Origin of the sequence: Aestuariivirga sp., from assembly GCF_037139295.1 — a bacterium.
GTDB lineage: Bacteria > Pseudomonadota > Alphaproteobacteria > Rhizobiales > Aestuariivirgaceae > Aestuariivirga.
On sequence record NZ_JBAXGR010000059.1, the window covers coordinates 1 to 24,138 of the forward strand.

A 24,138-nucleotide genomic window follows, 5' to 3' on the forward strand; every position below is an offset into this window, starting at 1 on the left:
CTGGGCCGCAACGTGTGCTGCAGCCGCTTTTTCGGCGGCATGGAGTTTGCGGCGGTGGCCAATGGCGCACCTGCCGAGGCCGCGAGCCTGGCCTGTGTGCAGGACCTGGTGCAGCGCCGGACCTTCGCGGTGCCGTCCTTCACCATGACCAGCGGACCGGTGCCAGCGTCACTCGGCAAGGGTTACGTGAAGGGGCCTGCGGCCGAGAGCGCAGAGGAGCGTGCCTCGCTCGCCGCACTTTACTGTGCGCAGATGGTATCGGAGCAGCTGGACGCGATCACCTCTAAGGACGACATCATCGTCGACGGACCGTTCTCGCAGAACCCGGTGCTGCTCGCCGTGCTGGCCGCGCTGAGGCCCGCACAGAAGGTGAAGGCCTCGGCATTGCGTGACGGCACGACGGCGGGTGCGGCAGCACTGGCCATGATCGAGGATGGCAGGCTGCCGAGCATCGCCATCAGGATGGCGGAGGTGAAGGCTGCGGAGATTGCCGGGCTCGCTGAGTATCAGGCGGCGTGGAGGACGATGGCCTATGAAACGCGTTGAACGCAAAGCCCAAGCTCATCATCGCCGGGCTTGACCCGGGCATCCTTTGCGTGGCCACCAAAGAGGATGGCCGGGACGAAGTGTTTGGCCCGGGCATGATGGATGCGGGAGACGACGCGACGCCCGCCCCGCAAGTCGCGCACTTCCCTAAAATGCAGCAAGCCTCGCTCAAGGGGCGTTAACCATCCCGCAAAGGCTTGGGCGCATGCTGGTCCACAAGTCTGTTGTGTGAGGTGTTGCATGGCTTCCGATGTCTCGTTCACTCTCGTCTCCCCCGGCTATCGTTCGGCGGCCGGGCGCCTGGCCTTCACCATCGGCCCGCAGCTCGTCGCCGAAATGGACGATGCCGACCTGGCCCAGAGCTGGCAGGCGGCAACGGAGCTCACGGCCAGTGAGGCGGCCGAACTCAGCGACGCCGCGGCGTTGCACCTGATGGAACTGCTGGAGGAGGGTCTGCCCGCGGCGGACCTGTCTGAAGCGGTCGCCGATGCGGCGGTGGTCTTCCTCATCGCCATGAAGCGCCATGGCATTGCCGACCCAAAGCGGATTCCTGCCTGTGCCGTAATGTGGAACTTGCACGCCGAGCGTGCACATGTTCACATCGCTTCATGAAGAAGCGAGAACCCGACAAGACGCCACCTGTTTCCGCCGAAGATTATGGCCGCGCCCTCAGGGGCCTCGGCTTCAACCTGCTGGTGACCGACGTGCCGCGCGCCGTGACCTTCGCAACCGAGGTTCTGGGCGCTACCAGCTTCTATGACGATGCGGATTTTGCCGCCCTGCGCTGGAACGGGCAGGACTTCATGTTCCATGCCGACCATGCCTATCGCGACAATGCGCTTTCCGGCATCGTGGCGGGGCTGGAGGCGCGGGGTGCTGGTGTCGAGCTCCGGCTCTATGGCTGTGACCCGGACGTGGCCGAGGCGAAGGCGCGCGAACTGGGATTCACGGTTCTGGCAGGCAGCATCGACAAGCCACACGGGCTTCGCGAATGCGTCATCCTCGATGATGACGGATACGCCTGGGTTCCGGCCGTGGCGATTGCCCGATAGGCGACCAGTCGAACACCGCCGTCACGAAATCGCTGGTGCCGTGCATGGCTTCGCCAAGGATGGACAAGGCCGTCGGCGGGTCTCGGAATCGAGCCGCAGCAAGTGACGGCGGAAGGCCTCGGTCTCGAGCCGCCAGAGCCCGCGGATGCGGTACTTCTGCAGGTGGCGTTGCATCGGCGGTCGTTCCTGCCGACCTTAATTTCTACAGACGAAGTTAAGAATGTGTTGCAGTGCGATGGACTCTAATAATTGATTCATGCTGCTCCTGCATGGCTCTGCGCGGGCGCGGGAGGCCTGGCCTTAACGGGCTGGCGGGGCTGACCCTTGCCGGGGTGGCGGGGGGCTTCTAGGTTGCGCCACCGTTTCAGTTTCGTTTGGAGGATGGCCTCATGGTCAAGGAAATCGGACATTTCATCGGCGGCAAGCATGTGAAGGGCACGTCTGGCCGTTCCGCCGACGTGTTCAACCCCAATACCGGCGAAGTTCAGGCCCGGGTGGCGCTGGCATCGCCCGCCGAACTCCGCGCCGCGGTGGAAAACGCCAAGGCCGCACAGCCGGAGTGGGCCGCCAAGAACCCGCAGGTCCGCGCCCGCGTGATGATGCGCTTCCTCGAACTCGCCCGCATCCATGCCGAGGAGGTCGCCACGCTGATTTCCATGGAGCATGGCAAGACCATCCCGGACGCGCTGGGCGACCTGCAGCGCGGCGTCGAGGTCGTCGAATTCGCCTGCGGCATCCCGCATCTCCTGAAAGGCGATTACACCGATGGCGCCGGCCCCGGCATCGACATGTATTCGATGCGCCAGCCGCTGGGCATCGCGGCGGGCATCACGCCGTTCAACTTCCCGGCCATGATCCCGCTGTGGAAGGCCGCACCGGCGATTGCCTGCGGCAATGCCTTCATCCTCAAGCCCTCGGAGCGTGACCCGTCCTGTCCGATGCGGCTCGCCGAGCTGTTCCTCGAGGCGGGGCTTCCCGCCGGCATCTTCAACGTGGTGAACGGCGACAAGGAAGCCGTCGACGGCATCCTCGATGATCCGGACATCGCGGCGGTAGGCTTCGTCGGCTCGACGCCGATTGCGCATTACGTCTATTCGCGTGCCACCAACGCGGCCAAGCGCGCGCAATGCTTCGGCGGTGCCAAGAACCACATGCTGATCATGCCCGACGCCGACATGGACAAGGCGGTGGATGCGCTGATCGGTGCGGGCTACGGCTCGGCTGGCGAGCGCTGCATGGCGATCTCGGTCGCGGTGCCCGTGGGCGAGGCGACGGCCGATGCGCTGGTCGCAAAGCTCATGCCGCGCGTCGAGCAGCTCAAGGTGGGGCTCTCCACCGACCGCGAGGCCGACTATGGCCCGCTGGTAACGAAGCAGGCGATGGACCGCGTTGTCGGTTACATCGACCAGGGCATCAAGGAAGGCGCCACGCTGAAGGTTGATGGCCGCGGCTTCAAGATGCAGGGCTACGAGAATGGATATTTCCTCGGCGGCACGCTGTTCGACAACGTGACAAAGGACATGAAGATCTACAAGGAAGAGATCTTCGGCCCCGTGCTCTCGGTCGTGCGCGCCAAGACCTATGACGAAGGCCTGAAGCTGGTGAACGACCATGAATATGGCAACGGTACCGCGATCTTCACGCGCGACGGCGATACCGCGCGCGACTTCGCCTCGCGCTGCCAGATCGGCATGGTGGGAATCAACGTGCCGATTCCGGTGCCGCTGGCCTATCACACCTTCGGCGGCTGGAAGCGCTCGGCCTTCGGCGACCTGAACCAGCATGGACCTGACTCGGTGCGCTTCTACACCAAGACCAAGACGGTGACGGCGCGCTGGCCTTCCGGCATCAAGGAAGGCGCGCAGTTCTCGATCCCGACGATGCGCTGAACAAGCTGCGGCAAAAGCGGGCGGCCCCGGAACACCGGGGCCGCCATTCTGTTTCTACTACTCGACTATGGGAGTTCACGGCATGGCAAAGCGGCATTCGGCCTTCGACATGGGGATCTCCTCCGCCGAGGTGATCGCGCGGCGCATGCCCGGGCTGTGGTGGGGCATGCTGAACCCGACCGCCGCCTCCAACGCCGAGGCGACCAAGATGGTTGTCGAGAAGCAGATGGCCTTTGCCGAGACCTGCTTTGCGGTGCAGACCGAACTCTTCATGATGATGGCCGCACCCTGGGCCGCGGGCGGAGCCGACCGCCTGATGCAGGCAGCCCTTGGCCCCTCTGCCAAGCGCGTGAAGGCGAACGTCAAGCGGTTGCGGCGCTGACGGCGCGGCGCTAGACATCGCGCCATCATGATGCACGAGACACCGCTTCCCGTCGGCTACCACCCGCTGCCGCCCGCCCACCTGGCCAATGTGGTGACCTGCCTCGAGATGCACGCAAAGCCTGCGCTGCGCCCCGCACATGAGGCCGGCTTCACGCTCGAACGCATGGGCGCTGGCGACACTGAACGCTTTCGCGGCCTGTTCCGCGCCATCGGGCAGGACATCATGTGGTTCTCGCGGCTGATCATCCCCGAGGAGACGCTGAGCAGCATCATCGGCGATCCGAACGTCTTCTGCTTCGCACTGGTGAAGGAGGGCCGGGACATCGGCCTCCTCGAACTTGATTTCCGCGAAGAAGGGCAGTGCGAGCTGTCGTTCTTCGGCGTGGTACCAACCGCCGTGGGCGGTGGTGCGGGCCGCTACCTGATGAACGAGGCACTCACGCGGGCCTGGGCCGCACCGATCTCGCGGCTGTGGCTGCACACCTGCCACTTCGACCACCCCTCGGCGCTTGCCTTCTACCAGCGTTCGGGCTTCCGGCCCTATGCCGTGATGGTGGAGGTCCACCCCGACCCGCGGCTGATGGGTCATATGCCGAAACATGCGAGCCCGAGTGCGCCGCTGATCGAGGGCTGATGCGGCTCTTCCCAAGCCATCATCGCCGGGCTTGTCTCGACGATCCTCTGTGCCGGCGCCCGCAAAGGATGCCCGGGTCGGGCCCGGGCATGATGAGGGACGGGAAGTTCCGGTTGACGGTTCTTAAGATTTGATCCGCTACCCTTCCGCCCCATGTCCGACTTCGCCACCAGCCTGAGCCCCGATGCGCTTGCCGCCGCGCAGGGCTGGCTCACGAGCCTCAAGTCCGAGCGGCGCATGTCGGGGAAGACGCTGGAGGCCTATGCGCGGGACTTACGGCAGTTCGCGCAATTCATGGGCGATCATCTGGGTGGCGCGCCGGGAAACCGCGATCTGGCGGAGCTCACCGTCTCCGACTTCCGCGCCTTTCTCGCCCGGCGGCGGATGCAGGGCGTGGAAAGCCGCACGCTGGCACGCCAGCTCTCGAGCCTGCGTTCCTTCTATCGTCATGCCGAGAAGAAGGGGCTGTTCCGCAACCCGGCACTCTCCGCGCTGAGATCTCCTAAATTGCCGCATGCGGTGCCGAAACCGCTGTCGCCCGAAAAGGCGCGGCAAGTGGCGAAGGCCGATGCGCTGGCCACCGATGAAACCCCGCGTTGGGTGCTGGCCCGCGACCAGGCGGTGCTGACGCTGCTCTATGCCTGCGGGCTTCGCATCTCGGAGGCGCTGAGCCTCACCACGGCGCAAGCCGAGGCGACGACCTTGAGCATTACCGGCAAGGGCAACAAGACCCGCCTCGTGCCGCTGCTGCAGGTGGCACGCGATGCCATCGCGCTCTACCGCGATCTCTGTCCCTTCGCCCTCAAGCCGCGAGAGCCGATGTTCCGGGGCGTGAAGGGCGGGCCGCTGAATGCGCGCAACATCCAGTTGCTGATCGCCCGGTTGCGCGGCGCGCTGGGCCTGCCCGAGACGGCCACACCGCATGCGCTGCGCCACTCGTTTGCCACGCATCTTCTCGCCAATGGCGCCGACCTGCGGGTGATCCAGGAACTGCTGGGCCATGCCAGCCTGTCCACCACCCAGATCTATACCGAAGTCAACCGCGCGCACCTGCTGGCACAGTACCGCAAGGCACACCCGCGCGCGTGAGGGTGGAAGTCCGAATGTGGCCGGGCTAGTTTTTGGCCATGCCAAAGATCAAGATCGTTCACCCCGACACCCAACTCCCCAAACAGGCCGCCGTTTGTGTGATCGGCGGCGGTGTTGCTGGCGTTACCACCGCACTTGAACTCGCCGAACGGGGGCTCGACGTGGTTCTGCTGGAAAAGGGCGAGATCGCTGCCGAGCAATCCAGCCGCAACTGGGGCTGGTGCCGCCAGATGGGCCGCGATGCCCGCGAGATTCCGCTGATCCAGGTGTCCATGGGGCTGTGGGACGGCATGGATACGCGCGTCGAGGGCAACACAGGCTTCACCCGCTGCGGCATCCTCTATCTCTGTGAAACCGACGAGCAGCTGGCGCAGAAGGGCAACTGGTTCGAAAAGAATGCGAAACCTGCCGGACTCGCGACGCGCATGATCGGGGCGGCAGAAGCGAATGAACTGCTGCCCGGCTGCACCAGGCCCTGGAAGGGCGCGCTTTATACGCCCAACGATGGCCGGGCCGAGCCCTTCGTTGCCGTGCCGCTGATGGCCGAGGCGCTGCGCGCCAAGGGCGGCAAGGTCTTCACCAACTGCGCCGTGCGCGGGCTGGAGACGAAGGGTGGGCGCATCTCCGCCGTGGTCACCGAGAGGGGTTCAATCGCCTGCGACACGGTGGTGCTGGCAGGGGGTGCGTGGTCGCGCCGCTTCTGCGGCAACCTCGGCATCGCGCTGCCGCAGCTTTCCGTCGTCAACTCGGTGATGCGCACCGAGCCCATCGACACGGGGCTGACGCGCACGTCCTCCGGTGGTGGCTTTGCCATCCGCAAGCGGATGGATGGCGGCTTCACCATCGCGCACAATCATTTCTCGGTTGCCGATATCGTGCCGGACTCGTTCCGGCTGTTCCGCCAATTCCTGCCCGCGCTGATGCTGGATCGGAAGGGCCTGCGCTTGCGGCTCGGCAAGCGCTTCATCGAGGAGGCCAGCCTCAAGCGGCGCTGGGCGCTCGACGAGGTCTCGCCCTTCGAGAAGGTGCGTATCCTCGACCCCGAGCCCATCGCTGACATTCTCGATACCGCCGCGGCGCAGCTGAAGGACTATTTCCCTGCGTTCAGGCCGATGAAGATCGCCGAACGCTGGGCAGGCTGCATCGATGCCACGCCGGATGCAGTGCCGATCATTTCAAAAGTGGAGAAGCTGCCGGGCTTCCATCTGTGCACCGGCTTCTCAGGCCACGGCTTTGGCCTTGGGCCGGGCGCGGGAAAGCTGATGGCGGAGATGGTGACGGGTGAAAGCCCCTGTGTGGACCCTTCACCGTTCCGATACACGCGGTTCTTCGACGGGACGAATCCGCGGCCAACGACGGGGCTGTGAGCCGCTCACATCCTCCCACATTCATCATCGCCGGGCTTGACCCGGCGATCCTCTCTGGCGACCGCGAAAAAGGATGGCCGGGTCAAGCCCGGCCATGATGACTTGTCGGCAGTGTTGCGCGCCCTACGAATGAATGGCCCGTCCCGCCACCGCCATGGCCGCTTCCTTCACGGCTTCTGACAATGTCGGGTGCGCGTGGCAGGTGCGGGCGAGGTCTTCGGCACTGCCGCCAAACTCCATCAGCACGGCGGCCTCGTGGATCAACTCGCCCGCCATCGGGCCGACGATGTGGACGCCCAGCACGCGGTCGGTCTTGGCATCGGCCAGCACCTTCACGAAGCCATCGGTCGTCTGGTTGGCCTTGGCGCGGCCATTGGCGAGGAACAGGAACTTGCCGGCCTTGTAGTCAACACCTTCGGCCTTCAGCTCCTCTTCCGTCTTGCCGACAGCGGCGACTTCCGGGCTGGTGTAGACGACGCCGGGGATGACGCCGTAGTTCACATGGCCCGCCTGGCCGGCGAGAATTTCGGCGAGTGCGATGCCTTCGTCTTCCGCCTTGTGGGCCAGCATGGGGCCGCGGATGACGTCGCCGATGGCATAGATGCCCGGCACATTGGTCTGGAAGTGGTCGTCCACCTCGACACGGCCACGGTTGTCGAGCTTCACGCCTGCGGCGTCGAGGCCCAGGCCCTCGGTGTAGGGCGTGCGGCCAACGGCGACGAGCACCACTTCGGCCTCGATTGTTTCAGGCGTGCCGCCTGCTGCGGGTTCCACCGTGAGGGTGACCTTGTCCTTTGACCTTACAGCAACCGTGACCTTGGAGGACAGGCGGAAGGCGAAGCCCTGCTTCTGCAGGATGCGCTGGAAGTTCTTGGCGACGTCGAGGTCCATGCCCGGCAGGATGCGGTCGAGATATTCGATCACCGTGACTTTGGCGCCAAGGCGCGCATAGACGGAACCCAACTCGAGGCCGATGACGCCCGCGCCGACGACGGCCAGCGAGGCGGGAATCTTCTCCAGCACGAGGGCACCGGTCGATGAGACGATCTGCTTCTCGTCGACGTCGATGCCCTTGAGCTTCGCGACATCGGAACCCGTGGCGATGATGATGGACTTGGTCTCGAGCGTGTCGTTGCCCACGGTGACCTTGCCCGGCCCGGCGATCTTGCCCGTCCCGTGGAAGACGGTGACCTTGTTCTTCTTCAGCAGGAAGTCGATGCCCTTGGTGTTGCCGTCGATGGCTTCCTGCTTGAAGCCCATCATCTTCGGGAAGTCGATCGAGGTTTCCGCCTTGATGCCCATCTTGGCGAAGGCATGTTTCGATTCGGCATAGAGTTCGGAAGCGTGCAGCAGCGCCTTGGAGGGGATGCAGCCGACGTTCAAACAGGTGCCGCCATGGGTGGCGCGCTTCTCCACCACCGCGACCTTGAGCCCGAGCTGGGCCGCGCGAATGGCGCAGACATAGCCGCCGGGGCCGGTGCCGATGATGGTGACGTCGAACTGGTTCGCCATGGTTCTGTTCCTGTTAGCAGCGCCCGCCGGCGACGGGGATGATGGCGCCGGTGACATAGGAGGATTGATCCGAGCACAGCCACATGATGGCATCCGCCACTTCGTCGGCCGTGCCTTCGCGCTTCATGGGGATCGCGTCACGCATCATCTTGACGCGGCCGGGGATGCCCGAGCTGTCGTGGATTTCGGTATCGATGATGCCGGGGCGCAGCGCGTTGACGCGCACGCCTTCGGCGGCAACCTCGCGACCAAGCCCGATGGTGAGCACGTCGATGGCACCCTTTGAGGCGCCGTATTCGACGCCGAGGCCCGGGGCACCGTGATAGGCGGCGGCGGATGACATGTTGACGATGGAGCCGCCGGTGCCGCCATGCTTCGTCGACATGCGCTTCACCGCCTCGCGGGCGCAGATGATCGAACCGAAGGTGTTGATGTCGAGGATGCGGCGGATGCGCGCGCTCGTCATCTCGTCCAGGCGGTTCTGCTGGTCCATGACGCCGGCGTTGTTGACCAGCACCTTCAAGGTGCCCAGCTTGTCGGCCGCGGCGAAGAGGGCGAGGATATCGGCCTCCTTGGCCACGTCGCCCTTGACGGCGACGGCCTTGCCACCCTTGGACGTGATGGCCTTCACCACCGCGTCGGCTGCGGCGGCGTTCGACGTGTAGTTGACGACGACGGTGTAGCCCGCAGCGCCGAGTTTGAGGGCTGCGGCCCTGCCGATGCCGCGGCTGCCGCCGGTGACGATGGCGATGTTGGTCATTGTGTCATCGTGCCCAAAGGGATGGCCGGGTCAGGCCCGGCCATCGTGAGATTAAAGGTCGAGAATCGTGCGCTGCGGGTCTTCGAGATTTTCCTTCACGCGCACCAGGAAGGTGACGGCTTCCTTGCCGTCGACGATGCGGTGGTCATAGGACAGCGCCAGATACATCATCGGGCGGATCACCACCTGGCCGTTGATGGCCACCGGGCGCTCCTGGATCTTGTGCATGCCGAGGATGCCGGACTGCGGTGCGTTGAGGATGGGCGTCGACATCAGCGAACCATACACACCACCATTCGAGATGGTGAAGGTGCCGCCCTGCATGTCGGCGATCTGCAGGTTGCCGTCACGCGCGCGCTTGCCATATTCCGAGATGGTCTTTTCGATGCCTGCGAAGGACAGCATGTCGGCATCGCGCAGCACGGGCACGACGAGGCCCTTCTCGGTACCGACCGCCACGCCGATGTTGTAGAAGTTCTTGTAGACGATGTCGTCGCCGTCGATCTCGGCATTGACCGCCGGAATTTCCTTCAGCGCCTGGATGCAGGCCTTCACGAAGAAGCTCATGAAGCCGAGCTTCACGCCGTGCTTCTTCTCGAAAATGTCCTTGTACTGGTTCCTCAGCGCCATGGTCGCCGTCATGTCCACCTCGTTGAAGGTGGTGAGCATGGCGGCGGTGTTCTGCGCATCCTTGAGGCGGCGTGCGATGGTGAGGCGGAGCCTCGACATCTTCACGCGCTCTTCGCGCGAGGCATCAGACGGGGCGCGTGCGGCAGGTGCCGCAGCTGCGGGGATCACCAGCGGCTTGGCCTCTGCTGCCGGCTTTTCAAGATGCGCGATCACGTCGCCCTTGGTGAGGCGGCCGTCCTTGCCGGTGCCGGCAACGGCAGCGGTGTCGATCTTGTTTTCTTCCACCATCTTGCGGACGGCGGGCGACAGCGTCTGCTCGGCGGCCTTTGCAGGCGCTTCGGCCTTCTTCGGCGCTTCGGCTGCCTTGGCGGGGGCGGAGCCTGCAGCACCTTCCTCGATCATGCCGAGCAGGGCGCCGACGTTCACCGTGACACCCGGTTCGGCGGAGATGGAGGAGAGCTTGCCGGAGGCGGGGGCGGGGACTTCCACCGTCACCTTGTCGGTTTCGAGTTCGACCAGTGGCTCATCGGCCTTCACCGCCTCGCCGGCCTTCTTGAACCACTTCGCAATCGTCGCCTCGGTGACCGATTCACCCAGAGCCGGAACGCGGATTTCCTTTGCCATCTTTGTCTGTTCCTTCAAGCCTTGTTTTCGCCCAGCGCCTCGTCGAGGAACGTTCTCAGTTCCTTGAGGTGCCGGCTCATCAAACCGGTTGCGGTGGAGGCGGACGCCGCGCGGCCTACATAGCGGGGCCGCGTGTGTTTCGCGCCGATGAAGTCGAGCACGCGCTCGATGTTGGGCTGCACGTAGCTCCAGGCGCCCATGTTGTAGGGCTCCTCCTGGCACCACACGAACTCGGCACCCTTGAAGCGCGACAGGATGTTGATGAGCGCCTTGTGCGGCCAGGGGTAGAGCTGCTCGACGCGCAGCAGGTAAATGTCGGTGAGGCCGCGCTTCTCGCGCTCCTCGTAAAGATCGTAATAGACCTTGCCGGTGCACAGGATGACGCGGCGGATCTTGTCATCCGGCTTCAGCTTGATCACCTCGCCCTGCAGCATCTCGGCGTCGTCCCACAGCAGGCGGTGGAAGGTGGTGCCGGCATCCATCATGGAAAGCGGCGAGGTGGCGCGCTTGTGACGGAGCAGCGACTTCGGCGTCATGATGACCAGCGGCTTGCGAATGTCGCGCTTCAGCTGGCGGCGCAGGATGTGGAAGTAGTTGGCAGGCGTGGTGACGTTGGCCACCTGCATGTTGTCTTCCGCGCACATCTGCAGATAGCGCTCGAGCCTCGCGGAGGAATGCTCCGGCCCCTGGCCCTCATAGCCATGCGGCAGCAGCACGGTGAGGCCCGACATGCGCAGCCACTTGCGCTCGCCGCTCGAGATGAACTGGTCGAACACAACTTGAGCGCCGTTGGCGAAGTCGCCGAACTGGGCTTCCCAGATGGTGAGCGTGTTGGGTTCGGCCAGCGAGTAGCCATATTCGAAGCCAAGAACCGCCTCTTCCGAGAGCATGGAGTTGATGGCGTCGATCTTGATCTTCTGGTCCTTCACCAGGTGATTGAGCGGCGTGTAGCGCTTCTCGGTATCCTGGTCGATGAGCACGGCGTGGCGCTGCGAGAAGGTGCCGCGCTGCACGTCCTGCCCCGAAAGGCGGATGGGGAAGCCGTCGAGCAGCAGCGAGCCGAAGGCGAGGTGTTCACCCATGGCCCAGTCGAGCCCGGTGCCCTCCTCGATCATCTTGCGGCGCGCATCGAGCACGCGCTGCATGGTGCGGTGGACCTTGAAGGTCTTCGGCACGCGTGTGAGCTTGAGGCCGATCTCCTTGAGTGTTGCCAGCGGCACGCCGGTTTCGCCCTTGCGCGGTTCCTCATGGTCGCGCGCCGCCTTGAGGCCGGCCCAGCGGCCATCGAGCCAGTCGGCCTTGTTGGCCTTGTAGTTCTCGGCCACGGTGAAATTGTCATCCAGCGTCTTGCGATAGGCCGCCTTCATGGCGTCGAATTCGGCTTCCGAGATGACGCCTTCATCGATCAGGCGCTTGCCATAGAGCGGCACCACGGTGGACTGCTGGGCGATGCGCTTGTACATCAGCGGCTGGGTGAAGGCCGGCTCGTCCGTCTCGTTGTGGCCGAAGCGGCGGTAGCAGAACATGTCGATGACGACCGGCTTGTGGAACTTCTGCCGGAACTCGATGGCGATCTTCGCGGCATAGACGACCGCTTCCGGATCATCGCCGTTGCAATGGAAGATCGGCGCCTCGATCATCTTGGCGACATCGGAGGGGTAGGGCGAGGAGCGCGAGAAGTGCGGAGCCGTCGTGAAGCCGATCTGGTTGTTGATGATGAAGTGGATGGAGCCACCGCAGCGGTGGCCGCGAAGCCCTGAAAGGCCGAAGCATTCCGCCACCACGCCCTGGCCCGCAAAGGCCGCGTCACCATGGATCAAGAGCGGCAGCACCGAGGTGCGTTCCCTGTCGTGGCGCTGGTCCTGCTTGGCGCGCGCCTTGCCGAGCACCACGGGATCGACGATCTCAAGGTGGGACGGATTGGCGGTGAGCGAGAGGTGGACGGTGTTGTCGTCGAACACGCGGTCGGACGAGGAGCCCAGGTGATACTTCACGTCGCCTGAACCTTCGACCTCATCAGGTGTGGACGAGCCGCCCTTGAATTCGTGGAAGATCGCCGAGAAGGGCTTGGACAGGACGTTGGCCAGCACGTTGAGGCGACCGCGGTGCGCCATGCCGAGCACGATTTCCTTGAGACCCATCTGGCCGCCGCGCTTGATGATCTGCTCAAGTGCGGGAATCATCGATTCACCACCGTCGAGGCCGAAGCGCTTGGTACCGGTGTACTTGACGTTCAGGAACTGCTCGAAGCCCTCGCCCTCGATGAGCTTGTTGAGGATGGCCTTCTTGCCATTGGGCGTGAAGCTGATGGACTTGTCGGCACCTTCGATGCGCTCCTGGATCCAGGCCTTCTGCTCAGGGTCGGAGATATGCATGAACTCAACACCCAGCGTGCCGCAATAAGTGCGCTTCAGGATGTCGGTGATCTGGCGGATGGTGGCGTGTTCGAGGCCCAGCACGTGATCGAGGAAGATCGGGCGGTCCATGTCCTCGGCGGTGAAGCCATAGGTGGCGGGGTCGAGCTCCGGGAGGCTCTCCTGCTCGACCAGCTTCAACGGATCAAGGTCGGCCGCCAGATGGCCGCGCATGCGGTAGGCGCGGATCATCATCAGCGCACGGACGGAATCCATCGTGGCCTTGCGCACGTCATCCGCCGAAAGGGTGGGTGCCTTGGCCTCGGGTGCCGCACCCTTGCCGCCCTTGGCGGCGGGCGGTGGCACCACTGGCCAGTTGCCGTCGAGTGCCGAGACGAGCTCGCCCGATTCAGCCTTCGGCCAGTCCTTGCGGGCCCATGACGGGCCGTCGACCTGCTGCTTGGCGAGGGCCGCGTTGTCTTCCAGCCCGGCAAAGAATTGCCGCCAGTGCTGGTCCACGGCGGCGGGGTTCTCGAGATACTTGGCGTAGAGCTGCTCGATGTATTGGGCGTTGCCGCCATAGAGGAAGGAGGTTTGCTCGAAAGCGGTTGTGAGATCGGTCTTGTTCATCCCATGATCCTCGTGACTCGTCCTCGCCCGCGAAGCGGGAGAGGAAAGGGGCCCGCCGCGGAAGCGGTGGGATAGGTGAGGGGAATTGCGTTCGGAACCCGCGGCCCCTCACCTCCCCCATGCTGCGCTTGGGGCCCCTTCCTCTCCCGCCTTGCGGGAGAGGACGAGGAGGCGAGTGCCACCGGTTCTCTTTGCATCAATCAGCCCTTCAGCTTCTTGACCAGTGTCTTGCCCAGCAAAGCAGGCGAATCCGCGACGGCGATGCCGGCGCGCTTCATGGCGTCGATCTTGGATTCGGCCCCGCCCTTGCCACCGGAGATGATGGCGCCGGCATGGCCCATGCGGCGGCCGGCAGGTGCTGTACGGCCGGCGATGAAGCCGGCCATGGGCTTCTTCTTCTTGGACTTCGCGATGAACTCGGCTGCGTCTTCCTCGGCCGAGCCGCCGATCTCGCCGATCAGGATGATCGACTCGGTCGCGTCATCGGCCAAAAACATCTCCAGCATGTCGATGAACTCGGTGCCCTTCACGGGGTCGCCGCCGATGCCCACGGCCGTGGTCTGCCCCAAGCCCTCCTGCGTGGTCTGGAACACCGCTTCATAGGTGAGCGTGCCGGAGCGCGAGACGATGCCCACCGAGCCCTTCTTGAAGATATTGCCCGGCATGATGCCGATCTTGCATTCGTTGGGGGTGAGCACACCCGGGCAGTTCGGCCCGATGAGGCGCGACTTCGAGCCCGTGAGTGCGCGCTTCACCTTCACCATGTCCATCACCGGAATGCCCTCCGTGATGCAGACGATGAGCGGGATCCCGGCGTCGATCGCTTCGAGGATCGCATCCGCCGCGAAGGGCGGCGGCACATAGATCACGGAGGCATCCGCACCCGTGGCCTGCTTCGCATCCCACACGGTGTCGAAGACGGGGAGGCCCACATGCATGGCGCCGCCCTTGCCCGGCGTGACGCCGCCCACCATCTGCGTGCCATAGGCAATGGCCTGCTCGGTGTGGAAGGTGCCATTGTTGCCGGTGATGCCCTGGCAGATGACCTTGGTGGCTTTGTTGACGAGAATGGACATCAGGCCGCTTCCTTCACTGCTTTGACGATCTTGGACGCAGCATCGTCGAGATCGTCGGCGGGGATGACGTTGAGCCCGGACCCAGCGATGATCTTCTTGCCCAGGTCCACGTTGGTGCCTTCAAGCCGCACGACGAGGGGAACCTTGAGGCCCACTTCCTTCACCGCGGCGATGACGCCCTCGGCGATGACGTCGCACTTCATGATGCCGCCGAAGATGTTGACGAGGATGCCCTTCACTCGTCGGTCGGCGGTGATGATCTTGAAGGCCGCTGCCACCTTTTCCTTGGTGGCGCCGCCGCCCACGTCGAGGAAGTTGGCGGGCTCGGCGCCATAGAGCTTGATGATGTCCATGGTGGCCATGGCGAGGCCTGCGCCATTCACCATGCAGCCGATGGAGCCATCGAGCGCCACGTAGGAGAGATCGAACTTGGAGGCCTCGATCTCCTTCGGGTCTTCTTCCGAAAGGTCACGCAGTTCCTTGATCTCGGGGTGGCGGTCGAGCGCGTTGGAGTCGAAATCGACCTTGGCATCGAGGCAGATCAGCTTGCCGTCATTGGTGACGACGAGCGGATTGATCTCGAGCAGGCTCATGTCCTTGTCGACGAAGGCCTTGTAGAGCTGGCCCATCATCTTCACGCACTGCTTGCCCTGGTCGCCCTCGAGCTTGAGGGCCGCGGCGATGCGGCGGCCGACATAAGGCGCGTAACCGGCGGCAGGATCGACCTGCACGGAGATGATCTTCTCCGGCGTGTCATGCGCCACCTGCTCGATATCCATGCCGCCTTCGGTGGAGGCGATGAAGGCAACGCGCGAGGTTTCGCGGTCAACCAGCATCGAGAGATAGAGCTCGCGGGCAATCGCGGTGCCTTCCTCGATGTAGAGGCGCTGCACCAGCTTGCCTGCGGGGCCGGTCTGCGGCGTGACAAGAGTCATGCCGAGCATGCGCTTGGCTTCCGCCTTCACGTCGTCGATGGACTTCACCACCTTGACGCCGCCACCCTTGCCGCGGCCGCCCGCGTGGATCTGCGATTTCACGACCCAGACGGGGCCGCCCAGCGTTTCCGCTGCCTTCACGGCCTCGTCGACGGTGAAGGCTGCGATGCCCTTGCCGGTGGTGACGCCGAAGCCCCTGAGGACTTCCTTGGCCTGGTATTCATGAATGTTCATCTGGGCGTTCCTCGCGTTACGTGCGCGTCAATCAGGCGAGAGGGTTAAGCCAGGTCCGGTGCGATGACCTTCGCCGCGTCCATCAGGCCGTGCACAGCATCGACCGACTTCTTGAAGCCTGCCTTGTCTTCGTCGCTGAGTGCGATCTCGGCGATGCGTTCGACGCCATTGGCGCCGATCACCACGGGAACGCCCACATAGGTGTCCTTCACGCCATACTGGCCGGTGAGGTGCGCAGCGACGGGCAGCAGTCGGCGCTTGTCCTTCAGGTAGCTCTCGGCCATCTCGATCGCCGAGGTGGCGGGAGCATAGTAAGCAGAGCCGGTCTTCAGCAGGCCGACGATTTCGGCACCGCCATCACGCGTGCGCTGCACGATCTTGTCGATCTTCTCACTTGTGGACCAGCCCATCTTGATGAGGTCCGGCACCGGAATGCCGGCCACCGCCGAGTAGCGGATCAAGGGCACCATGGTGTCGCCGTGGCCGCCGAGCACAAAGGCCGTCACGTCCTGGACGGAGACATTGAATTCCTCGGCGAGGAAGTGGCGGAAGCGCGCGGAGTCGAGCACGCCCGCCATGCCGACCACCTTCTGGGGCGGCAGGCCGCAATATTTCTGGAGCGCCCAGACCATCACGTCGAGCGGGTTGGTGATGCAGATGACGAAGGCATTGGGAGCATACTGCTTGATGCCCGCACCCACCGAGGCCATGACCTTGAGGTTGATGCCCAGGAGATCGTCACGGCTCATGCCGGGCTTTCGCGCCACGCCCGCCGTCACGATGCAGACGTCGGCGCCGGCGATGGCCTCGTAGGAATTGGCGCCCGTCAGCTTGGCGTTGAAGCCCTCAACCGGGCCGGACTGGGAAATGTCCAGTGCCTTTCCCTGGGGCAGGCCCTCGGCGATGTCGAAAATGACGATATCGCCCAGTTCCTTGAGGGCTGCGAGATGCGCGAGGGTGCCGCCGATCATGCCGCCGCCGATCAGAGCGATTTTCTTCCGAGCCATGTTTGGAATTCCTTCTTGAAGGCCAAGCCGTCAGGTCGTTTTGCACGGCAAGAGTGACGTTTGTGTAGGCCCGATATCTAACACCTTCAAGTCGCCCGGCTAGTCCTTTTGGGGGAGAAAATTGACCAAAACGTCAAGTTTCGACGATTTTTTTACCCCACCAGGAGGCCGATTGCATCTCCTTGAGGCGGGAGACGGTTCTGCCGAATTCGAAGGCGTGATCACCCGCCGGATAAATGCCCTCCGGGGCTTGCACGGAGGTGGCCACCAGCCTGACCTTGCCGTCATAGAGCGTGTCGATCAGCAGCACGAAGCGCCTGGCCTCGTTGCGGCGATCCGGATTCAACTCAGGGATGTGTTCGAGGAACAGGATCTGGAAATTCTGGGCCAGCGCCAGGTAGTCCGGCGGGCCCAGCGGCTGCTCGCAGAGCTCGGCGAAGGTGAAGCGGGCGCAGCCATGGGCGGCCTGTGGCACGTGCAGCTTGCGGCCCAGCACATCGATGTCGAGGGGCTTGCCCTGCTCGGTGTCGGTGAGGCGCTGCCACAGGTTTTGCAGGCGGGCGTCGGTCTGGGCCGAGATCGGCGTGAGGAAGGTCTCATGCGCCTTCACGCGGCCGAGGCGATAGTCCGTCGGGCTGTCGAGCGAGATGACGTCGAGCCGCTGCCTGATAAGCGCGATGAAGGGCAGGAAGAGCTGGCGGTTGAGGCCGTTCTGGTAAAGCTGGTCGGGCGCGAGGTTGGAGGTGGTCACGATCACCGTGTCGGCGGCCAGCAGGCCTTCGAACAGGCGCCCGATGATCATGGCGTCGGCAATGTCGGTGATCTGCATCTCGTCGAGGCAGAGCAGGCGCGCTTCCTTGGCGAGTGCCTTGGCCACGGGGGCAATCGCATCCTGGGTATGCGACTGGCGGGCGTCGTGCAGGCGCCGGTGAACGTCCTGCATGAAGGCGTGGAAGTGGACGCGGCGCTTCGAGGCTGCTTCGACCGTCTCGTAGAACAGGTCCATCAGCATGGTCTTGCCGCGGCCGACCTCGCCATGGATGTAGAGGCCATGTGGCGCGGTAGGGGCTTTCTTAAAGCGGGCGAGGAGGCCGGAGGCGGGGGCCTGTGCCGTCAGTTCAACCGCAAGCGCGTCGAGCCTCGCAGCAACGGCGCGCTGCGCTGCATCGGGCCGGATGAGGCCAGCGTCGCAGCGGCGGTCATATTCAGCGATGATGGTGGACATTGTGCTCAATTCTTACCGACTGTACCCACCCCTTCATCATGCGCGGGCTCGACCCGCGCATCCTTTTCGGGGCCGCACAAAGTATGCCCGGGACAAGTGTTTGGACCGGGCATGATGTGTCTGGAGTGAGTCAGAGCGTCTGGCCGGTCTTCTTCCAATCGGCCAGGAACTGCTCGATGCCTTTCTCGGTCAAGGGGTGCCTGACGAGGCCCTTGATGACGGAGGGCGGGCAGGTGGCGACGTCGGCGCCGATCAGGGCCACCTGCTTCACATGCAGTGCCGTGCGCACCGAGGCTGCGAGGATCTCCGTGTCGAAGGCGTAATTGTCATAGATCTGGCGGATCTCGGCGATGAGTTCCGTGCCGTCGAGGTGAATGTCGTCGAGGCGGCCGATGAAGGGCGAGATGAAGGTGGCCCCGGCCTTGGCGGCGAGCAGCGCCTGGATGGCCGAAAAGCACAGCGTGACATTGACCATGCAGCCGTCGGAGGTGAGCGCCTTGCAGGCCTTGAGGCCATCGAGCGTCAGCGGCACCTTGATGGTCACGTTGTTGGCAATCTGCCGGAGGTCGGCAGCCTCACGCATCATGCCCTCGTAATCGAGCGAGACGACCTCGGCCGACACCGGGCCCTCGACGATGGCGCAGATCTCGGCGATCACGTCCTTGAAGTTGCGGCCGGACTTGGCGATGAGCGACGGGTTGGTGGTGACGCCATCCAGCAGGCCTAAGTCATTCAGTTCCTGGATGTCCTTCACTTCGGCGGTATCGGCAAAGAATTTCATGGGGTGCGGTCCTTCTCTCTGGACCGGAGCCTTACCGCCCGGCCCTGGCCAAATCAACCATGCGCGGGTCGTGGCCGCATTGCAGGCGGGCGGCCTCGCACAGGGCCCGGACGAGGGGCGCGAGGTCGGCCTGGGCCAGCGGCTCCCGGTCCAGCGCGGTGACGGGGCGGATGAAGCGCAGGCTGTTGGTGAGGAAAACGGCGTCCGCGTCCTTCAGTTCCCCCGGCTTCACCACGCGCTCTTCCGGCTTCAACCCCAGATGGGCGGCGGAGTGGAGCAGGGTCTGGCGGGTGACGCCCGTGAGGATGCCCTGGTCGCGGGCGGGGGTGATGAGGGCCTTGCCCTTGAGCAGGAAGACATTGGCGATGGTGGTGCAGGCGACGTTGCCCGCCGTGTTCAGCATCAGCGCGTCCTCGACGCCATGGCTCGACGCCTCGCGGGCGGCTGCGATGTTGTCGATGTAGGACAGCGTCTTCAACCGGCACGAGACGCTGGCCGGGTTGCGGCGAATGGCGGTGGAGGACAGCGCCACGGGCTTCAGCATCATGGCGGCATCGAAGGCATCGAGCATGAGGAGCAGGCTGGACGAGCCGCCCACCGCCGCCAAGCCTCGCGCCGCGCTGCCGCGGGTGAGCGTCACGCGCAGCACGTGGTGGAGCTTCGGGATGCCATCAAGGATTTCGGCGATCGCATCATCCAGGCTGTCGCGATGGAAGCCGAGGCCGAGTTCATGCGCTGCCGCCTCGAGCCTTGCGAGGTGCATGTTGCCCCACAGCGGCGTGCGGTTCAGCACCAGCATGGTTTCGAACAGCCCGTCACCCAGCAGCAGCCCGCGCTCGCCGCGCGCCACTTCCAGCGGACCATCGATGAGGGCGCCGTTGAACCAGGTGCGGCTCATTCCACCGCCTTCAGGAAATTCCTCAGCATGTCGTAGCCACCCTCGGTGAGGATCGATTCGGGGTGGAACTGTACCCCATAAGTCGGGTGGCTGGCATGGCGAAGGCCCATGATCTCGCCCTCGTCGCTTTTCGCGGTGACGACGAGCGGCGTGTCGCGGCCCTCGAGTTCGACGATGAGCGAGTGATAGCGCCCGGCGCTGAAGCGCTGCGGCAGGCCCTCGAAGATGCCCGTTCCATTATGATTGATCTCGGACGAGTCACCATGCATCGGGCGCTTTGCGCGTGTGACGAGGCCACCGAAGACCTCGCCCATCACCTGGTGGCCGAGGCAGATGCCGAAGATGGGGAGCTTGCCGGAATATTCGCGCATGATCGCCATCGACTGGCCTGCCTCGTGGGGCGTGCAGGGCCCGGGCGAAATGACGATGGCCCTGGCGGCGGCGAGATCATCTGCCGTCACCTCGTCGTTCCTCACCACGCGGGTCTGCTGGCCCAGCTCCTCGAAATAACGGGCCACGTTGTGGACGAAGGAATCATAATTGTCGACGATCAGGATCATGGGCGGAAGGCCTCCATGATTCGCTTGATCTTGGTGAGGCTCTCCTCGTACTCCGCGGCCGGGTTCGAGCGCGCGGTGATGCCGCCGCCGCTCTGCACGCGGGCCACGCCATCAGCGAACTGCGCAGTGCGGATGGCAATGTTGAAATCCGTGCGGCCATTGAAGCCGATGTAGCCAATGGAACCGCAGTAAACACCGCGTGGGGCCTGCTCGATCTCGGCGATGATTTCCATGGCGCGGATCTTCGGAGCACCCGTGATCGAGCCGCCGGGGAAGGTGGCGCCGATCAGGTCGCCCACGCCATGGCCGTCCTTCAGCTCGGAGGTGATGACCGAGACGAGATGGTGGACATTGGCATAGGTCTCGAGCCCGCACAGCATGGGCACCTTGACCGTGCCCGGCTTCGAGACGCGCGAAAGATCGTTTCTCAGCAGGTCGACGATCATCACGTTCTCCGCCCGGTCCTTGCGGCTGGCGGTCAGGTCTGCAATCAGGTTCGCATCGCGCACCGGGTCATTGTCGCGCCGCCTGGTTCCCTTGATGGGGCGGGCCTCGACCGTGGTGCCATCGTAACGCAGCAGGCGCTCCGGCGAGGACGAGGCGATCTGGATCGTGCCGTAATCCATGTAGGCGGCGAAAGTGGCGGGGTTCTTCTGCCGCAGCACGCGGTAGAAGCCCAGGGGATCGAAGCCCTCCGGGATCGGCGCCTGGAACATCTGGGTGATGTTGGCCTGGAAGATGTCACCCGCCAGGATCAGCTCCACCGTGCGGGCGATGGCCGCCTCGTAATCCGCGCGGGTGAAGTTCGACTGCCAGCCCTCGATGGCGTGGCCGCCCGGCACCTTGGGCCGGTGGCGCAGCAGCTCCTCCATCTCGTCGCCGCGCTCGGGCGTTTCCGAAATGATCCAGGCGCGCTCCTGCATGTGGTCGAAGGCGGCGACACAGTCATAGTGGTGGAGGATGAGGTCCGCGCAGAGGGGGGCAAAATCCGGGATCTTCGCGTGCGGCTCCAGCCGGCGGCCATAGTCATAGGAGATATAGCCCGCGAGGCCACCCTGGAAAGGCGGGAGCCCCACGAGGTGGCGCTGGCGGTTGTCGCTCACCAGCCGGTCGATCAGGGTGAGGGCACTTTTCCGGTGCGGCACACCGTTGAAGAAGGTGCCCTTGGCATTCACCTCGATGGTGGCGGCCGGGTTGCAGGTGAGGAAGGAATAGCGCCCGAGATGCTCCGAGCGCATGACGCTCTCCAGCAGCGTCAGGTGGCGCTGGCCCTTCAGCCGCAGCGCCAGTGCGGACGGCTCCAGGCAGACGATCTCTCTGGCGTGGGGTTCCCTCATGGGTTGGCCATATAAGGGTGGAAGGGCGCCTCCCCCAAGTCTATTTCAGACAGGATGACCCGCGATTCCGCCATAGCCGAGGTATTGCTGCCGCTGGCGCTCGACGGCCCCTATTCCTACCGGGTGCCCGACGGCATGGCGCTGGAGGCGGGAAGCTATGTGATGGTGCCGCTGGGCCCCCGGCAGATGATCGGCGTGGTCTGGGCGCTGAAAGACAAGGCGGAGACCGAGAAGAAGCTTCGCGACGTCGGCCAAGTCTTCGACATGCTGCCGCTCTCCGAAACGCACCGGCGCTTCGTCGACTGGCTCGCGGCCTATTACCTCGAGCCTGCTGGCAACGTGCTGCGCATGGTGCTGAGGTCTCCCGGCGCCTTCGAGGGCCCGCGCGAGCAGATTGCCTATCGCGCAACCGAGCAGGTTCCGAAACGGATGACCCCACAGCGCGCGCGCGTGCTGGAGGTGGCCCGCGAGGGCTTCGCCATGCGTGCCGCGGAACTCGCCGAGGCGGCGGGCGTTGGCACCTCGGTGATCAAGGCGCTGGCCAAGGATGGGGCGCTGGAGGCCGTGGCGCTGCCGGCGCTGAGGCGCTTTCCCGAGCCGGACCTCAATGGCGGCGGCTACACGCTCTCCAAGGACCAGCAGGCGGCGGCGGAGGCCTTGCGCGCGGTGGTGGCCCAGCGCCAGCACAAGGTGATGCTGCTCGATGGCGTGACCGGCTCCGGCAAGACGGAGGTTTATTTCGAGGCGATGGCAGCGGCACTGGCCTCAGGGGCCCAAGTGCTGCTGCTGCTGCCTGAGATCGCGCTCACCCAGCCCTTCATCGAACGCGTCGAGCGGCGCTTCGGCTGCGAGCCCGCACAGTGGCATTCAGACCTGCGCCCGCGCGAGCGCGAGCGGGTGTGGCGCGGCGTGGCCGATGGCACGGCGCGGATCGTGGTGGGCGCACGCTCGGCACTTTTCCTGCCGTGGAAGAAGCTGAAGCTCATCGTCGTCGATGAGGAGCACGAGAGCGCCTACAAGCAGGATGACGGCGTGCCCTATCACGCGCGCGACATGGCGGTGCTTTATGGTTCCATCGGGAAATTCCCCGTGGTGCTGTCTTCCGCCACGCCTTCGCTCGAAACGCTGGTGAACGTGGATCGCGGGCGCTACGGCGTGGTGCGGCTGATGGACCGCCACGGAAGGCCGGAACTGCCGGAGATTGGGCTGATCGACATGAAGCGCGTCACCTCCGAGGCGGGCATGTGGATTTCATCGCCGCTGTTCGATGCCGTGACGAAGACGCTGGCCGAGGGCGACCAGGTGCTGCTGTTCCTCAACCGGCGCGGCTATGCGCCCTTGACGCTGTGCCGTGCCTGCGGCCACCGGCTCGAATGCCCCAACTGCGCAGCCTCGCTGGTGGAGCACCGCTTCCGCCGCCAGTTGATGTGCCATCACTGCGGCCACCTCGAACCGATGCCGAAGGAATGCCCGAGCTGCCACACCGAAGGGAAGATGGTTCCCGTGGGGCCGGGCGTGGAGCGGCTGGCGGAGGAGGCGGCTGTTCGTTTCCCGGAAGCGCGCATTTCAATTCTCTCCAGCGATCTGTCGCGCGGGCTCCTGCTGCGCGATGCGATCCGCGATGTGGAGGAGGGGCAGTTCAACCTCGTCATCGGCACGCAGCTGGTGGCCAAGGGACATCACTTCCCGCACCTGACGCTGGTGGGCGTGGTGGACGCCGACCTGGCGCTCGAATCATCAGACCCGCGCGGCGGCGAGCGCACCTGGGCGCTGATGGCGCAGGTGGCGGGGCGCGCTGGGCGCGGCGCCAAGCCGGGCCGCGCGCTTGTACAAACTTACCTTCCCGAGCACCCGCTGATGCAGGCGCTGAAGAAGGGCGACCGCGATTCCTACCTGAACCAGGAAAAGGCGATCCGCGAGAATGTGGGGCTGCCGCCCTATGGCAGGCTGGCGGCGATCATCCTCTCGGGCAATGACGCGGCGGAGACGGAGCGCTTCGCCCGCAGCCTGTCGCTGATTGCTCCGTTGGCGGACGGTATCACCGTGCTCGGCCCGGCCGTGGCGCCGATCGCAATGGTGCGCGGGCGGCACCGCTTCCGGTTTCTGGTGAAGGCCGGGCGCGACGTGAACCTGCAGGCGTTCCTGCGGCTGTGGTTGAAGGACGTGAAACCGAAAGGGTCATTGGCGCTGCAGGTGGATGTGGACCCGTATAATTTTCTCTAGTCGCGAATTCCCCACTGACACATCATGTCCCCGGTCCAAATACTTGTCCCGGCCATCCTTTTCGAGGCCGCCAAAAGGATCGCCGGGTCAAGCCCGGCGATGATGAATGGGGGAGTGGGTGAAATCGGTTAAGGAATTTAGTCCTTGACAGCGTGCGCTCGATGTGCTAGGTTTCGGCATACTCCAGTTTTGCACCTTGCTCCCATTTTTGCCGTCACCCCGGCGAAAGCCGGGGCCCAGCTTCCTTTACCGTGCGCGCTGAAGCAAAGCGGGATCCCGGTCTTCGCCGGGATGACGGCTAAGAGGGTGTGAAATGACGGCTGAAATGACGGCTGGAATGACGGCTGGAATGACGGCTGGAATGACGGCTGGAATGACGGCTGGAATGACG

General features: G+C 64.6%; 21 protein-coding genes and 1 pseudogene. 10 read left to right on the forward strand and 12 right to left on the reverse strand.

Features of this window, described 5'->3' with window-relative positions; all coding sequences use genetic code 11:
• The 9 genes and pseudogenes from WCJ41_RS14305 to WCJ41_RS14345 all read left to right on the forward strand — a co-directional run.
• Nucleotides 1–546, forward strand: a pseudogene (locus WCJ41_RS14305) (hypothetical protein); the annotation flags it as partial.
• The gene (locus WCJ41_RS14310) at nt 543–728 is read left to right on the forward strand and encodes a hypothetical protein (protein ID WP_336906509.1); all 186 of its coding nucleotides are present in this window, start codon (nt 543–545) and stop codon (nt 726–728) included. The pseudogene WCJ41_RS14305 and the gene WCJ41_RS14310, both read left to right, overlap by 4 nt.
• Nucleotides 729–786: 58 nt before the next feature.
• Nucleotides 787–1,158 carry a hypothetical protein gene (locus WCJ41_RS14315; RefSeq protein ID WP_336906510.1) on the forward strand — a complete coding sequence of 124 codons (372 nt, stop codon included), beginning with the start codon at nt 787–789 and terminating at the stop codon, nt 1,156–1,158.
• Entirely contained in the window at nt 1,155–1,598 is a 444-nt protein-coding gene (locus tag WCJ41_RS14320; RefSeq protein WP_336906511.1) for a hypothetical protein, read from the forward strand. Before WCJ41_RS14315 ends, WCJ41_RS14320 begins: the two co-directional genes overlap by 4 nt.
• Nucleotides 1,599–1,987: 389 nt before the next feature.
• The gene (locus tag WCJ41_RS14325; RefSeq protein ID WP_336906512.1) at nt 1,988–3,487 is read left to right on the forward strand and encodes a CoA-acylating methylmalonate-semialdehyde dehydrogenase; all 1,500 of its coding nucleotides are present in this window, start codon (nt 1,988–1,990) and stop codon (nt 3,485–3,487) included.
• An 82-nt stretch (nt 3,488–3,569) separates the two neighbouring features.
• Entirely contained in the window at nt 3,570–3,869 is a 300-nt protein-coding gene (locus WCJ41_RS14330; RefSeq protein WP_336906513.1) for a hypothetical protein, read from the forward strand.
• Nucleotides 3,870–3,896: 27 nt separating this feature from the next.
• A complete protein-coding gene (locus tag WCJ41_RS14335; protein WP_336906514.1) occupies nt 3,897–4,505 on the forward strand; it encodes a GNAT family N-acetyltransferase in 609 nt (202 codons plus the stop codon).
• 153 nt (nt 4,506–4,658) lie between these two features.
• A complete protein-coding gene (locus tag WCJ41_RS14340) occupies nt 4,659–5,594 on the forward strand; it encodes a tyrosine recombinase XerC (protein ID WP_336906515.1) in 936 nt (311 codons plus the stop codon).
• Nucleotides 5,595–5,632: 38 nt separating this feature from the next.
• The gene (locus WCJ41_RS14345; protein WP_336906516.1) at nt 5,633–6,961 is read left to right on the forward strand and encodes an FAD-binding oxidoreductase; all 1,329 of its coding nucleotides are present in this window, start codon (nt 5,633–5,635) and stop codon (nt 6,959–6,961) included.
• Nucleotides 6,962–7,084: 123 nt separating this feature from the next.
• Here WCJ41_RS14345 and lpdA read toward each other — a convergent pair whose 3' ends face one another.
• The 12 genes from lpdA to pabB all read right to left on the reverse strand — a co-directional run bounded on the left by lpdA (nt 7,085) and on the right by pabB (nt 21,524).
• On the reverse strand, nt 7,085–8,473 hold the full coding sequence (gene lpdA, locus WCJ41_RS14350) for a dihydrolipoyl dehydrogenase (protein WP_336906517.1): 1,389 nt from the start codon (nt 8,471–8,473) through the stop codon (nt 7,085–7,087).
• Nucleotides 8,474–8,486: 13 nt separating this feature from the next.
• Complete coding sequence (locus WCJ41_RS14355; RefSeq protein WP_336906518.1) at nt 8,487–9,233, reverse strand: SDR family oxidoreductase; 747 nt, start codon at nt 9,231–9,233, stop codon at nt 8,487–8,489.
• A gap of 51 nt (nt 9,234–9,284) precedes the next feature.
• Nucleotides 9,285–10,487, reverse strand: coding sequence for a 2-oxoglutarate dehydrogenase complex dihydrolipoyllysine-residue succinyltransferase (gene odhB / locus WCJ41_RS14360; protein ID WP_336906519.1), 1,203 nt, complete (start codon nt 10,485–10,487; stop codon nt 9,285–9,287).
• Between the two features lie 14 nt (nt 10,488–10,501).
• Nucleotides 10,502–13,471 carry a 2-oxoglutarate dehydrogenase E1 component gene (locus tag WCJ41_RS14365; protein WP_336906520.1) on the reverse strand — a complete coding sequence of 990 codons (2,970 nt, stop codon included), beginning with the start codon at nt 13,469–13,471 and terminating at the stop codon, nt 10,502–10,504.
• Nucleotides 13,472–13,671: 200 nt separating this feature from the next.
• Nucleotides 13,672–14,547 (reverse strand): succinate--CoA ligase subunit alpha, encoded by an 876-nt coding sequence (gene sucD / locus WCJ41_RS14370; protein WP_336906521.1) that lies wholly within the window; start codon nt 14,545–14,547, stop codon nt 13,672–13,674.
• Nucleotides 14,547–15,716 (reverse strand): ADP-forming succinate--CoA ligase subunit beta, encoded by a 1,170-nt coding sequence (gene sucC, locus WCJ41_RS14375; protein ID WP_336906522.1) that lies wholly within the window; start codon nt 15,714–15,716, stop codon nt 14,547–14,549. The genes sucD and sucC overlap by 1 nt, the downstream gene beginning before the upstream one ends.
• A 44-nt stretch (nt 15,717–15,760) precedes the next feature.
• Nucleotides 15,761–16,723 (reverse strand): malate dehydrogenase, encoded by a 963-nt coding sequence (gene mdh, locus WCJ41_RS14380; protein WP_336906523.1) that lies wholly within the window; start codon nt 16,721–16,723, stop codon nt 15,761–15,763.
• Between the two features lie 133 nt (nt 16,724–16,856).
• Complete coding sequence (zapE, locus tag WCJ41_RS14385) at nt 16,857–17,948, reverse strand: cell division protein ZapE (RefSeq protein ID WP_336906524.1); 1,092 nt, start codon at nt 17,946–17,948, stop codon at nt 16,857–16,859.
• Nucleotides 17,949–18,078: 130 nt separating this feature from the next.
• The gene (gene fsa / locus WCJ41_RS14390; protein WP_336906525.1) at nt 18,079–18,729 is read right to left on the reverse strand and encodes a fructose-6-phosphate aldolase; all 651 of its coding nucleotides are present in this window, start codon (nt 18,727–18,729) and stop codon (nt 18,079–18,081) included.
• Between the two features lie 31 nt (nt 18,730–18,760).
• Complete coding sequence (locus WCJ41_RS14395; protein WP_336906526.1) at nt 18,761–19,627, reverse strand: aminotransferase class IV; 867 nt, start codon at nt 19,625–19,627, stop codon at nt 18,761–18,763.
• Nucleotides 19,624–20,187, reverse strand: a complete 564-nt coding sequence (locus WCJ41_RS14400) for an aminodeoxychorismate/anthranilate synthase component II (RefSeq protein WP_336906527.1) — start codon at nt 20,185–20,187, stop codon at nt 19,624–19,626. Before WCJ41_RS14400 ends, WCJ41_RS14395 begins: the two co-directional genes overlap by 4 nt.
• Nucleotides 20,184–21,524: an aminodeoxychorismate synthase component I gene (pabB, locus tag WCJ41_RS14405; RefSeq protein WP_336906528.1), complete on the reverse strand. Its 1,341-nt coding sequence runs from the start codon at nt 21,522–21,524 to the stop codon at nt 20,184–20,186. Before pabB ends, WCJ41_RS14400 begins: the two co-directional genes overlap by 4 nt.
• 54 nt (nt 21,525–21,578) lie before the next feature.
• Between pabB and WCJ41_RS14410 the strand changes: the two genes are divergently transcribed.
• Nucleotides 21,579–23,747 (forward strand): primosomal protein N', encoded by a 2,169-nt coding sequence (locus tag WCJ41_RS14410; RefSeq protein ID WP_336906529.1) that lies wholly within the window; start codon nt 21,579–21,581, stop codon nt 23,745–23,747.
• The last annotated feature ends 391 nt before the right edge of the window (nt 23,748–24,138 follow it).